15 protein-coding genes and 1 riboswitch are annotated in these 13,117 nt (G+C 44.0%); of the genes, 2 read left to right on the top strand and 13 right to left on the bottom strand.

Annotation, left to right across the window (positions count from 1 at the left end; genetic code table 11):
* Nucleotides 1-176: 176 nt before the first annotated feature.
* The 3 genes from AC50YO_RS23790 to AC50YO_RS23800 form a co-directional block, all read right to left on the bottom strand.
* Nucleotides 177-1,325, bottom strand: a complete 1,149-nt coding sequence (locus AC50YO_RS23790; protein WP_494850886.1) for a resuscitation-promoting factor — start codon at nt 1,323-1,325, stop codon at nt 177-179.
* A gap of 242 nt (nt 1,326-1,567) precedes the next feature.
* A riboswitch (cyclic di-AMP (ydaO/yuaA leader) is annotated at nt 1,568-1,773 on the bottom strand.
* 184 nt (nt 1,774-1,957) lie between these two features.
* Nucleotides 1,958-2,731, bottom strand: coding sequence for a TatD family hydrolase (locus tag AC50YO_RS23795; RefSeq protein WP_494850888.1), 774 nt, complete (start codon nt 2,729-2,731; stop codon nt 1,958-1,960).
* Nucleotides 2,732-2,760: 29 nt separating this feature from the next.
* Entirely contained in the window at nt 2,761-4,056 is a 1,296-nt protein-coding gene (locus AC50YO_RS23800; protein WP_494850890.1) for an HD domain-containing protein, read from the bottom strand.
* 272 nt (nt 4,057-4,328) lie between these two features.
* Between AC50YO_RS23800 and AC50YO_RS23805 the strand changes: the two genes are divergently transcribed.
* Nucleotides 4,329-4,583: an AbrB/MazE/SpoVT family DNA-binding domain-containing protein gene (locus tag AC50YO_RS23805; protein WP_494850891.1), complete on the top strand. Its 255-nt coding sequence runs from the start codon at nt 4,329-4,331 to the stop codon at nt 4,581-4,583.
* A 119-nt stretch (nt 4,584-4,702) separates the two neighbouring features.
* Here AC50YO_RS23805 and rsmI read toward each other — a convergent pair whose 3' ends face one another.
* The 10 genes from rsmI to AC50YO_RS23855 all read right to left on the bottom strand — a co-directional run bounded on the left by rsmI (nt 4,703) and on the right by AC50YO_RS23855 (nt 12,093).
* Entirely contained in the window at nt 4,703-5,611 is a 909-nt protein-coding gene (gene rsmI / locus AC50YO_RS23810; RefSeq protein ID WP_494850892.1) for a 16S rRNA (cytidine(1402)-2'-O)-methyltransferase, read from the bottom strand.
* The gene (locus AC50YO_RS23815) at nt 5,601-6,281 is read right to left on the bottom strand and encodes a tRNA1(Val) (adenine(37)-N6)-methyltransferase (RefSeq protein ID WP_494850916.1); all 681 of its coding nucleotides are present in this window, start codon (nt 6,279-6,281) and stop codon (nt 5,601-5,603) included. The genes rsmI and AC50YO_RS23815 overlap by 11 nt, the downstream gene beginning before the upstream one ends.
* 109 nt (nt 6,282-6,390) lie before the next feature.
* Nucleotides 6,391-6,813, bottom strand: coding sequence for an initiation-control protein YabA (locus tag AC50YO_RS23820; protein ID WP_494850893.1), 423 nt, complete (start codon nt 6,811-6,813; stop codon nt 6,391-6,393).
* Nucleotides 6,814-6,906: 93 nt separating this feature from the next.
* Nucleotides 6,907-7,710, bottom strand: a complete 804-nt coding sequence (locus AC50YO_RS23825) for a PSP1 domain-containing protein (protein ID WP_494850894.1) — start codon at nt 7,708-7,710, stop codon at nt 6,907-6,909.
* 4 nt (nt 7,711-7,714) lie between these two features.
* Nucleotides 7,715-8,692, bottom strand: coding sequence for a DNA polymerase III subunit delta' (gene holB, locus AC50YO_RS23830; protein WP_494850896.1), 978 nt, complete (start codon nt 8,690-8,692; stop codon nt 7,715-7,717).
* A 22-nt stretch (nt 8,693-8,714) separates the two neighbouring features.
* A complete protein-coding gene (locus tag AC50YO_RS23835; RefSeq protein WP_494850898.1) occupies nt 8,715-9,158 on the bottom strand; it encodes a YaaR family protein in 444 nt (147 codons plus the stop codon).
* Between the two features lie 16 nt (nt 9,159-9,174).
* Nucleotides 9,175-9,504 (bottom strand): cyclic di-AMP receptor DarA, encoded by a 330-nt coding sequence (darA, locus tag AC50YO_RS23840; protein ID WP_494850900.1) that lies wholly within the window; start codon nt 9,502-9,504, stop codon nt 9,175-9,177.
* A 91-nt stretch (nt 9,505-9,595) separates the two neighbouring features.
* Nucleotides 9,596-10,228, bottom strand: a complete 633-nt coding sequence (gene tmk, locus AC50YO_RS23845; RefSeq protein ID WP_494850901.1) for a dTMP kinase — start codon at nt 10,226-10,228, stop codon at nt 9,596-9,598.
* A gap of 108 nt (nt 10,229-10,336) precedes the next feature.
* Entirely contained in the window at nt 10,337-11,815 is a 1,479-nt protein-coding gene (locus AC50YO_RS23850; RefSeq protein ID WP_494850902.1) for an aminotransferase class I/II-fold pyridoxal phosphate-dependent enzyme, read from the bottom strand.
* Nucleotides 11,816-11,901: 86 nt separating this feature from the next.
* Nucleotides 11,902-12,093 (bottom strand): sigma factor G inhibitor Gin, encoded by a 192-nt coding sequence (locus AC50YO_RS23855; RefSeq protein WP_494850904.1) that lies wholly within the window; start codon nt 12,091-12,093, stop codon nt 11,902-11,904.
* A 239-nt stretch (nt 12,094-12,332) separates the two neighbouring features.
* Between AC50YO_RS23855 and AC50YO_RS23860 the strand changes: the two genes are divergently transcribed.
* Nucleotides 12,333-12,863: a transposase gene (locus tag AC50YO_RS23860; RefSeq protein WP_494850906.1), complete on the top strand. Its 531-nt coding sequence runs from the start codon at nt 12,333-12,335 to the stop codon at nt 12,861-12,863.
* Nucleotides 12,864-13,117: the final 254 nt, after the last annotated feature.

Raw genomic sequence — 13,117 nt, forward strand, 5'->3', positions numbered from 1 at the left:
ACATCCCTTTCCATCGAAAGAAAGTGCAACCTTCATTCCTATGACAACGTCTATTTACTATATCCGTAATCTCTTGTTTAATGAATGTTTACTGCCCCTGAACAGACAAAAAGAAGAGGCAGTGCCTCTCCTTATCATGACATATTTAGCTTCTAAATACGATACCGTCATCTCGCCTAGCTTGCTGACGGCTTATTTGGCCCAAGTACGTATACCGTGAACCCTTTCTTTCTGCCAAAATTGGTTGCCTGCTTCGCACTGTCGAAGTACACATCAATTTTGTTGCCTTTGATTGCACCGCCCTTATCCTCCGCTCTGCGGAAGCCGATGCCTTCGATATATACCCACCAACCGATTGGAATGACTTTAGGATCGACTGCAATCGTACGTCCCTCTGTCACACGTGTACCGGAAGCTGTGATTCCGAAATCAGGGTGATCTTTTCCTTTGCCTGTGGAGCGCAGATCCGCTGTATAGGCCGTAAGAGTGAAGTTGCTCAATACTTTCTTAGCTTTGAACGTAACACCTCTCTTAGTATAGCTCATGAGGCTTGGACTTTTGTTGGAAAGCACCTGTACCTTAGGCTCTGCCTTCTTCGTTCCGACTGCAACAACCTGATTGACCGCTCTCGCTTCAACCACCTTGCTCACGACAGTCTCTGATATAAGAACACCATTCTCATAATGCTTCTCTATATTCTCGACGACAAGGCCCTCTTTACCGGTCTGAACCAACTTCTCCTTGCCTGTCTCCAGAGTCGGATCTTCCTTCTTAACGATCGAGAACGGAGTAGTACGCTCTTTCTCACTCACTTTTTTGTCAACGCGGATAACGGATAAGGTCATATCCTCCGTGACTAGTGTGCTCAACGATGGCAATATCTTATCTTGATCGCGAACCGAAATATTCAAATCATCGATCGCTGCTTGCACTGTTTTCTCTGTCGTGTACATCGTTGAGGTCTTGCCATCAGCTTTTACAACGACTGGAACCGCGAAATTAATCTCAATCCGGTCTCCGTCTTTGATGGACGCATTCAGAGGAACTGAGACCTCATCATGCGGACCAATTGTAATAGCTTGTTCATCCAGTAGGCGTTGCAGGACCCATTGTTTTGTCTTCACAATAGTTTCTTGTCCATTAACCACTACGGATACGCTTTTGTCAGCCGATCCGTACAACAACACCAAAAACATGAAAGTCATAGCGATTGAGATAGTAGCACTCAGAAGAATCAAACGCAAGTTTCCATGCTTCCATCGCAATGCGAAAGACATGCTGGATGATCGTTTCACATGGGTTTCCTTAGCTTGGATAATGCCCACTTCATCGGTCCTCCTTCATAGCCCCGCCGCCTAGTGTAACATGATACATTGACGTGACTATAGTATATTGGCGTGATCAACACGCTCCAGTCTATTCTTACGCCCCCCACCTCCTAAATCTACCCTATGTCGACCATTTCCGTGTTATTCGGAAAATAAAAAGAAGCCGTCGACAGAGGATCTGTATCGTGGCTTCCCGAATGGTCTGCTAGACTTCAGGGTTGGTGGATGCACGAGGGTGATCGCTCTCTATAACACGCTTACGAGGTTAGCTGTCGGGTTCGGGCAAGAGAGCTGCCCTAATCACGGATCGAATGCTCATGGCAATCGCCGCAAAATTCACCCCTAGAAGAATTCATCATGGTCTTGTTGTGAGGTAACATTCTCCCCCAACATAGTCGCCCTGGTTCCCCCGCTCTCCGCAATGGAGATTAAGCGCAAACTGGAAATCCAATACAAAAATTTAAAGCTCTGAAATGAATCATACCTTCACCAGAGCCTAGTTGTAAAGATGAGATAAAAGACGATTTTAACGAAATTTCAGCATTACCACTGAAAATTTAGCCGATTTCCCAAGCAAAAATCAGTTTTATCGTCGTAAAGGTCTCGTTTTCTCTGCTTTTCAACCGATTTTACTGAATTCGGAAACATTTTTTACCATTTTGGGTGGTGATTTCAGCAATTTCTTCCTTCGTTTTCCCCTTAATTTCAGCTACCATGTCGGCCACAAGGGATACATAAGAGGTCTCATTTCTCTTCCCTCTATATGGATGCGGGGCCAAATAAGGGGAGTCTGTTTCCATTAATAATCGATCCAAAGGAACTGTTGCAAGCACCTCTTTTGGCACCCTCGCGTTCTTGAATGTAAGCGGTCCACCGAACGAAATATAGAAGTTCATATCGAGACATTGCTTAGCGGTTTCAGGACTGCCAGAAAAACAGTGCATGACCCCTCCAACCTCGGAAGCATTCTCCTCCTTTAATAGTCGAAGAATATCCTCATGGGCATCCCGATTATGAATAACAATCGGTTTATTAAGGCGCTTGGCTAGGCGAATCTGCTCGCGGAACACACGCTGCTGCACGTCCTTGGGAGAAGTATCCCAATGATAATCCAAGCCAATTTCCCCTATTGCTACAACCTTTTCATGTGAACAAAGCTGTTCGATCCATTCCAAATCCTCAGGTCTCATATCAATGCTATCGACAGGATGCCAGCCGACAGCAGCATAGATAAACTCATACTGCTCGGCTAATGCTATTGTCGATGGAATCGTCTCGCGATTAAACCCAATGTTAAGCATTAAATCTACACCAGCAGCTCTTGCTCTTTCAATCACTTCTGCACGGTCTTCGTCGAATTGTGAAGCATCGAGATGGGTATGTGTGTCGAATAAAGAGATCATATTTTGTCATGCTCCTTCTATAATAAGGCTTATAGTTTGAATAGCTCGCGAACAGGCTTGCTTAATTGGTCTGCAGCGGCTGCCAGAGGCTCCTCTGGATAATACAAATGATATTGTCCCTGATGCAGGCCAGTTATAGAGGATACGATGTCGGATTTAGCCGAGATCTCAATAAATCTATCCTGCTCGTCCAACAACAGAATAGGTGTCTTCTCCTCTTTCCCTCCTTTTTTGGTATCGGGACGATAGATGTCATAGGGCTGGTCGAAAGGAAAGTCAATCTCCATATGATAGTCTGGATTAAGGCCTATTTCAACAAACTGGCGTTGCACTTCTTCTAATAAAGTGTCGTCTGGTTCATCTATGGTTATATATTTGTATAAGCGGCGATTCAAGAAGCGGTCGCAGAGATCTGACAAGAGAGCATCAGCCTCTTCAGCCCAGTGAATGAATGCAGCCTGAACATAGGCTTCATCCAGCTTCAAATATTCATTCACGGTAATTGTATTATTGAGAAGATGCTTAATTGGAGTCGGCATCCATCCTAACGCATAGCCGCTTTCATGAAGCTCTTTGGCCCTGCGGAAAATTTGCCTTAATATGATCTCCGAGCTTCTTGTTACAGGATGGAAGTAAATCTGCCAATACATCTGATAGCGGGACATTAGATAATGCTCAATGGCATGCATTCCACTTTCCTTAACAACGATCTTCCCTTGAATCGGACGAAGCACGCGCAGTATGCGCTCCAAATCGAAGTTGCCATAATTCACACCAGTGAAGTAAGCATCTCTTAACAAATAGTCCATTCGATCCGCATCCAACTGACTTGAGATCAAGCTGATGACGATTGGATTGGGGTATGTTTTACGGATAACTGCCGCAACTTGCTGTGGGAAATCATCGGACACTTGCCGAAGAACTCGATTGACTTCCGTGTCCTCCAGCAGAATTGCACAGGTCCATTGCTCATGATGCGTGTCAAATACCTGTTCTAAGGAATGAGAGAAGGGACCATGGCCAACATCATGCAGCAAAGCCGCACATAGAGCGAGCATTCGTTCTTCTCGCGGCCAGCCGGGATAATTATTGCGTTCAAACTGTGAAATTATCTTCCTCGTAATTTCATATACACCAAGTGAATGAGAGAATCGGCTATGCTCAGCTCCATGAAAGGTTAAATAGGAGGTTCCCAGTTGTCTAATTCGACGCAATCGCTGGAATTCTTTTGTATTAATCAAGTCCCAGATGGTTTGATCCTGTACATATATGTACTTGTGAACAGGATCTTTGAACACTTTTTCTTCTGTCAATTGTTGATACATTCTCCAATTCAACCCCTTTTGTTCATTATTTCGACACAAAAATCTAGTATAATGTCGAATAGTGTCGTATTTTAGTTTCATCTTTGTCGAAATTATTGTATTCTAGTACAGAGTAATATGACCAAACTGTAACGTCAATTCCCTTATACGCCGCTACATCCGACGATTATTCGGTTGACTATTATGGGAATGGTTGGTATTATAGTAAACACAATAATAAGAACTATGTCGAATAGTGACGAATTGACTTTCTGAGAGGGGAAATAATAATTATGATGAAATCTACAGGTATTGTACGTAAAGTTGATGAACTGGGGCGCGTTGTTATTCCTATCGAATTGCGCCGGACGCTTGGAATTGGAGAGAAAGACGCTCTAGAGATTTATGTTGATGGTGAGCGCATCATGCTGAAAAAGTATGAGCCTGCATGTATCTTCTGTGGCAATGCGGAGAACGTATCTTACTTCAAAGGTAAAATTGTTTGCCATGTTTGTCTATCAGAATTGCCTACTCCTGTGACAAAATAAAGAATATAGGTTATAATAGATTCATTCACATGTTAATTCTAACCTTTTTATACTCCTTAATGCCTTCCTGTGCTAGAACCCGGCCAGGAAGGTCTTTTTTTGCGCGTATAACGCAGTGACTAGCGATTCACTGCGTTATACACTTCCCGCTTCTGCATACCGCGATCCAGAGCTGCCCTCTTAATGGCTTCTTTACGATCATATTCCATCTCATAATGAGCAACATGTGCTTCCAATTCCAGATGAGACCACCATGGCCCTTCCTCTTCTATTCCTTCTGATCCATTGGATCTTCCTGCTGTAGACGCAGCATCCGCCCCTTCAACGATTAGGCAATATTCTCCTAATGGCTGATTCTCAGCAACCCAGGCTATACATTCTGATATGGTTCCTCTTGCTGCTTCCTCATGTCTCTTCGTTAATTCTCGAACCATCGCTATTTGACGGTCTCCCCAGCATTCCAGCATAGCATCCAATGTTTTACGCAAGCGATGGGGTGATTCATACAGCATTAAAGTCCCATCCTGCTTCTGCAGTTGATTTAACCACTTGATGAGAGACTTCTTCTCCCTTGGAGGAAATCCAGTGAACATAAACCGTTCTGTTGAAAGGCCCGAAATAATCAAAGCTGACAATGCAGCATTCGCACCTGGAATAGGAACCACTTTTATTCCCTGCTCAATCGCATCCGCTACAAGGTCTGCTCCAGGATCTGACACTGCAGGCAAGCCCGCATCACTAACTAGAGCTATGGACTGCCCTTCTTTCAGTAACCGAATAAGCTCATGTCCGCTATTTTGCTTATTATGCTCATGATAGCTAACTAGACGAGTGGATATTTCAAAGTGAGTTAATAACTTTCGTGTCTGTCTAGTATCCTCCGCTGCAATAAGCTGTACTTCCTTTAATGTTCGTATAGCTCGGAAGGTCATATCCTCCAAATTCCCAATCGGTGTACCTACTAGATAGAGAACGCCATAAGCTCCGTCTGCGGTTTCTTTAAAGCTCTTCTGTATATTAACCATCATTAGCTCCTTTATCCTGCGGCTGCGGGTAGACCATGATAGGTGGCAGAAGTCTAAGCTCAGGCTTGCCATCACGGATTGCTTCAATTAACACCATATTAGCTTCACCATTCGCATGGGGATGAACGAATTGTACACGCTTTGGCTCAAGCTTATGCTTCCGCATCGTTTCTATAATTTCAATGAATCGGGAAGGGCGATGCACCATAGCTACTCTGCCTCCAGGACGCACAAGTCTTACAGAAGCCTGTACAACATCTTCTAATGTACAATGCACTTCATGCCTGGCAATAGCATAATGCTCATTCTCATTCTGATCTCCCTCTGTAATGGCCATATAGGGAGGATTGACGGTTACAGCATCATATATACCGTTGCCTGCCTGCTTCGCATAAATTCGCAAATCTTGTTCGACCACTGTGATTTGCTCCTGCAGCTTATTGAGCTCAACACTACGGCAGGCCATGTTAGCCAATCGAGGTTGAATTTCAACTGCATCTATATGTGCCTTTGTCCTCGTAGTCAGCAAGAGAGGAATAACACCGTTGCCCGTACATAGGTCAATCACTTTTCCCCGCTTCGGCACTGTAGCGAATTTAGACAGAAGAACGGCATCGAGCGAGAAGCTGAACACCTCACGGCTCTGAATAATTCTAAGCCCTGTCTCTGTCATTAGATCATCTATTCTTTCATTGGTCTCCAGCTTCGTCTGCTCCTGCACGTCTTGATTACTCCCTTAACATAAAGATACCGCCCTCTTCGGAAAGGACGGTTGATTGATGCTATTTATTTAAAAAAGATAAACAGAACAGACAATCCCCTTCGGTTCTTAAATGCCCGTAATATACATTGCAAATATGAAATCCCTCATGATACAGCCTGGCCAAGTTATCATGACCTTCTCCGACCGGAGTCTCTTGGGCTGCAAGAGCATCAAGTGTCCCCTGCTCAGAAGAATGTACAGTAACTTCCCGACGAGCCGGCTGAACTGCAACGCCCTCTGCTTGCGCAGTCGCAGGTTCATGCTGCTGTGGTGAGGTTTCTCTTTTTAAAATTTTGCGCAATCGATGGTTTTCCATGCTTAACCGCTTGTTCTCCTCCAACAGTTCTTTAACCCGTTGTTTGAGGCCGCCAAGTTCACCATGTAATTCGCCCATTCGATTATCAAGTTCATCCATTTGAGTAAATATCTCTTTTTTCTCCAAGTTTCCACCCCAGAGCTTCAAGCGTAATCGTTCACTTACCTGTAAGCATCGCACTTGGTCAATCTGGAGATTCTATTCGCCATTCACTTGCCCTTACTTAATGACTACATCATCAAGCGGCAATTCCTTCGGCTTACCCGAAATATCGAATAGCTGAACATAGACGGACTTCGTAGAGGCATTAATGCCTGTAACTTTGCCTTCTCCATATGAAGTGACAACAACTTTGCCGATAGCAGGCAGTTCCTCCCGCACGCTCTCGTAATTGTCATGCTCGTATTTCAAACAGCACATAAGACGACCGCACAATCCCGATATCTTGGTCGGATTCAGAGATAAATTCTGATCCTTAGCCATCTTAATCGATACCGGCTCGAAATCTCCTAACCACGACGAACAGCATAATACCCGTCCGCAAGGTCCTATCCCGCCTAGCATCTTCGCTTCATCCCGCACACCAATCTGACGAAGCTCAATCCGAGTACGGAATACACTTGCCAGATCCTTAACCAGCTCCCGGAAATCTACACGACCCTCAGCTGTGAAATAAAAAATGATTTTGTTGCGATCAAAGGTGAACTCAACATCAACCAGCTTCATTTTCAATTGATGGTCTTTAATTTTCTCCAAGCAGATAGCAAATGCGTTCTTTGCCGCGGCACGATTCTCATCTACGACCTTCGCGTCTACGTCGCTCGCAATTCGAATCACTTTCTTTAGTGGAAGCACAACATCCGATTCACCGACTTGCTTCTGCCCCACTACGACTTTTCCATACTCGATCCCCCGAGCCGTTTCAACAATTACATGCTGGTCCTTGTCCACGGGATGCAAGGCCGGATCGAAGTAATAAATCTTGCCCGCTTTCTTGAAGCGGACACCGACGACATTATACAAGGATTTAGCCCTCCTGTAGGTTTACCAATAGTTGCTCTAATGCCAATTGTGGCGAGACATTAGAACTTATACGTTTACCTGCTGCAAGTGTAAGCTCGATACACTCGATCCATCTTTCGATGGGGTAGTTGAACGCATGCTTGCTAATCCAATCCAACTGATCTATATAAACCATACTCTCTTGTCTTCCAGCCTGAAATTGAATCATATCTTTGAACCATAGTACCAATAAGGATAATAGCAGATGCGGTTGTTCCGCTAGATCCGTCTTAATAAATTGCTGCTGGGTAGTAATCATCGCCGCGGTGAACCGGGTCAGACTTTCCCTTCCTAATTGTATCACTAGGTTTCTGATTTCTGCAAACTGATTCTGTTGGAGAATTTCCCTCGCACCATCGAGACCTGCACTTAATTGGACAGCTGCCCGTGCAAGTATAGGTGAGGCTCCTTCTTGAACGAGCGTATCGAGCATTTCATTCGAGGAAAATGGAAGAAACGGAACCCATTGTGACCGCGATCGTATCGTTGGAATAACAGCTTGTCCATTATCCGTCAGTAATATGGCTACAACAGGCGATAACGGCTCTTCCAAAAACTTGAGCAAGCTATTCGCTGCCTGAATGGTCATCTTATCCGCTTGTTCGATTATATATACCTTACGTTTTGTCCCACTATTACGATAGGACAGTTCTTTCTGAAGCTCCCTTATCCGATCAATCTTAATGGATTGACCATCAGGTGCTATTCTTAGAAGATCAGGTTGGTTACCATTATCGAATTTACGGCATTCCAGACATTGATCACAAGCGTCATCTCCGCCAACCGTACAGAATAGTGCTTTTGCAAAGGCGCTAGCCAACGCTAGTTTCCCTGTACCTGATGGCCCGTAAAATAAATAGGCATGCGATACTTTGCCGCTTTGCAATGCATGCTTCAGTATTCGCTTCGCCTTCCATTGCCCGGCTACTTGTTCGATGCTCATTCCAGACCGCAATCCTTCCTATCTAAAACAATAAATTAATTAGCAGGCCTCTAATTTCTCCAATACGGCCTAGCAATTCTATTTTGCCTTGTTCATTATCGAGCAATTCCTCTGCCATAGATACAAGAGCAGCATCAACCTCATCAAGCAGCTTATACCGTTTGGTCCGCCCTCTACGATCGAAACCTCTTAGCTCCTTCAGTCCAATGCCACGCTTAACCGTGTCTTCAAGGAACCGTTTTACCATTTGACGGTAAAGCTTCAGCTCTCGAACTGTCATTGTACGTGCCAGACGCTCACCTTGATTGTGAATATCAAGCAGCTTTTGCTGCAGTTGCTCCTGCGTCCGCTCAGCATCCTGCTGAATCATTGTATCAGCAAAGCTCTTCATTTGAACCGGCTTAGCAGCATTATCGCTGCTAGCACGATTTTGCCCGATCGGGCGGAAACTATGGTCAATTTTCATTACTGCTCACGCCCAATCAGAAATGTTCGAATTGCTCAACCGGGACTACGAATACAGTTGCACCGCCGACCTGTACTTCAACAGGAAACGGAATATACGAATCCGTTGAACCCCCAATTGGTGATACTGGGGTAACTAATTGATCTCTAACTTTACAATTGCTGCGAATCACTTGCATAACCTCAGGAACACGCTCATCCTCAATACCAATCATGAATGTTGTGTTTCCGGCTTTTAGGAAGCCGCCTGTACTTGAAAGCTTAGTAGCTCTGAATCCCTCTGTCACTAGGGCATTGGACAGCCTGTTACTGTCTTTATCTTGAACGATCGCAATGACTAACTTCATCCCTATTCCCCCCATTTGGTAATTAGATTAAGTTAAGTTACCACTATCTATTAGTTCGATCTGTAATTGTGAAGACCTCTTTGTACATTCATCATGTGAAAAATCGTTGATCAAGTATAGCTAATACATCCCTTAATACCGCCTCAGCTGTCTGTCCCGCATCTATTCTTACTATTCGATCCGGATATTGATCTAACAATAATTTGTATCCTTCTCTTACTTGATTATGGAAGGTCAGAGATTCCAGATCAAGGCGGTTCAGTTCTCTATCGGCTGACTGTTTGATGCGGGTAAGGCCAATCTCAGGATCAATATCCATGTAGATCGTTAACTGAGGCATCATTCCATCAACTGCAAAACGATTAATTGACCAAACTTCCTCCACTCCTAGCCCTCGAGCATAACCCTGGTAAGCTAGACTGCTGTCTATAAAACGGTCGCATATAACAATCTGTCCGTTCTGTAGAGCAGGCGCTACTTTCTCCACTAAATGCTGACGTCTTGCAGCGGCGTACAACAGCGCTTCGGTTCTGGCATCCATCTCGGTGTGATTGCGATCCAATATAACAGATCGGATTTGTTCGGCAATCGGAATGCCTCCTGGCTCACGAGTCGTCATAACCGATTTATTACGCTGCTGCATCGTATGCACTAATTGCTCGATCAGTGTTGTTTTACCAGCGCCTTCGCCGCCTTCTATAGTAATAAAAATACCCTTATTCAATTTTGTGTAGCTCCTAACCTTTGTTAGTGGAGATCATTCATTATACTTACTACCATTCTAACAAAGCCACTACCCTTGTACAATGAAGATTTATAATACGCTTTCACGCTAGTACACGGCAATCGTCTGCATTGTAGAATCTATCGCTCCCTGAAACCTCGCTCCTAGACTAGATAATTGTTTAATTCTATCTATGAGCTCTTCTGATAACCGCTCTCCAGGGTAAACAATAGGAATGCCTGGCGGATAAGGAATAACCATTTCTGCTGATTGTTTATTAATTGCTTGGGATAACGCCACTCTTATGGTTCCCTCTATATTAGCTTTTCTACTGAATGAAATTGTTTCATGTGAAACTTTTTGTTGTATCGTTGGTGTAGGCAATAATAAAGATTTGCTCTCTATTACCCGATTACAATTCAGAATAACCAGCTCAATCTCTTGGCACACAGCAATCAGCTTATCTATATCTGCTTCCGATGTCTGAATGCCTATGATGAGAACAATATGCCTGGCATCAGCCATCTCAATCCAGCAGCCTCGATCCTCCATATGCTTTTGCAGCTCAAAGCCCGATAAAACTTCTGTATGATTCCATAAAATAACGCGAAGCGGATCCATATCATCATACGCATTCGAAACGTCCTCAGAATGAGTAGTACGTAAAACGCTGCTTTCCTCATATACCCATCGTCTCAGCTTATTAGCAGCGGACAAGCCTGCTTCAAACCATTCTGCACCATGGCGATCAATCATTGCTCGGGAAATATCCAAGGATGCCATTATTGGAAAGGAAGGACTAGAGCTCTGAATAGCGGCTAAGGCTTGTCGTAAGCTCTCCCTAGGCAGCCTGTCTCCTTGTATGTGCAGCATAGCCCCCATTGTCATTGCCGTAAGTGTCTTGTGGGTAGATTGTACAACGGCATCGGCGCCCGCCTGTAACGCACTCTGAGGCAAGGCAGGATGCAGTCCATAATGTGCACCATGGGCTTCATCTACCAATAATAACAGTCCAAGAGAGTGAACCTCTTCTACATAACACTTCAGATCAACACTCATCCCATAATAATTCGGGTTAGTAACAAAGACCGCTTTTGCTTCAGGATATAGTTGAGCAGCACTCACTACTGTCTCTAATGATGGGATCGTCGCTATCCCTGTAGAGACATCGATCTCCGGCATAATGAATACTACCCTTGCACCTGCAAGCTTCAAGCCGTTAATAACCGATTTATGTACATTGCGCTGTACAATAATGATGTCCCCTGGTTCACATACCGCAAGCAGCAAGGCTATATTGCCAGAAGTACTTCCTCCAACAAGAAAGAAAGTCTCTTCTGCACCAAAGCATTGTGCTGCTAATTGCTGCGCTTCTGCAATCGGCCCTTCAGGATGATGAAGGTCATCCGTTGCCGTCAGCTCTGTCACATCTATTTTCATTATGGCTGAATACCATTGCCTTTCAATACGATCCTTGTCAGACAGTGCCTGTCCGTATCGGTGCCCAGGCACATGATAACTAACGGGGTTACTATCGCTATGACGAATTAAAGCATCTAATAATGGAGTATGATTACGGTCAGTCATGAAAATCCATTCCCCTTTTACTAATCTAGTATCTATTGTAACGGATTTTCAGAAAAAAAAGAGCAGCTTCTGATAGCAGAATCCGCTCAAGCATTTTTTTCGATAAATATTTGTTTCATTTGGTTAATAAAAAAAGGATATTTGGGGTCCTTCACATCCGTCTTAACAATCTCTGACTCGCAGAATTCACAAATAAACTCGAATACAATATGAATCCCTTCGGCCTCGGCCTTTTGCTCTCCGCATATTATACAGTGTCGCTGACGATCCTCTGGCATCTTTATCCCGCCTTCCTGTAAACCTATATAACTATTATTGTTACTATTATTACATAAATTCTATCTTTCTATACTTGTTTCATAGCCCATTTCAAATATTTGTATATCGTATGCGAGAAGCCCATTGGTGGTGAATCGAAATGAACATCTTTTTTTCATACCCAGTACTATGGTGAGAATACTCTTTTATGCCGATATAAATATAAGACACTCATCGAGTCAGGAAGGAATGTATGCCTATGCGTCAATCTTTAGCTGATCAACAAGCAGCTACGATTTATCAATATCAGCTTGTAAGAAGAAAAATCATTCGTCCAGAGCTTGTTTACAGCCATATTCTAACTGCAGCCATATTGCTTGGTTTCCTAATGCTTATCTATGGAATGCAAGGATTATTCAGCTGGCTGTTTGGATTTGCAATCGTACAAGTTATCCATATTGTTATTTTGCTTCTCACCTTCATACGAGTAGATGAAGCGGTAGACAGAAGATGGGTTTGGGGAATTACACCGCCATGGTTCGGATTCAAGCCAGCTAATGATATCGTGATCTCTTTATTTCGCCGAGTACATCGACATCTGTTCTGGATAGGCCTATGCGCAGCTTGTCTATTATATCCTTGGGTACATGAATCCCTTCTTATTAGTACGATATGGTGGCACCTGTGGCTCATCATACCGCGTATGCTCCTTTCTGTCTCCTTTCGAAAAGAACGCAAAGATGGTATTCTTCGCCTGCAAAGAAACGAAGCCTCTTTTTATCACCGATAGTATCGTGAATCAATTGTCTGATCAAGACACAATATACTATTCATAACACATGGTCATCCGCTGCCCCATCCAGGTCATTCATTCTTGGTTGGGGCAGCGGTTTCTTTATTTAAGTATTCTTTACGATCAAATCATGTATAAAAAAGCACAAAAAAACCTGCCGCATAATGCGACAGGCCTTCTCGTGCTTGGCGACGTCCTACTCTCCCAGGACCCTGCGGTCCAAGTACCATTGGCGCTGGAGGGCTTAACGG

It is taken from the genome of Paenibacillus sp. J22P59 (assembly GCF_059383895.1).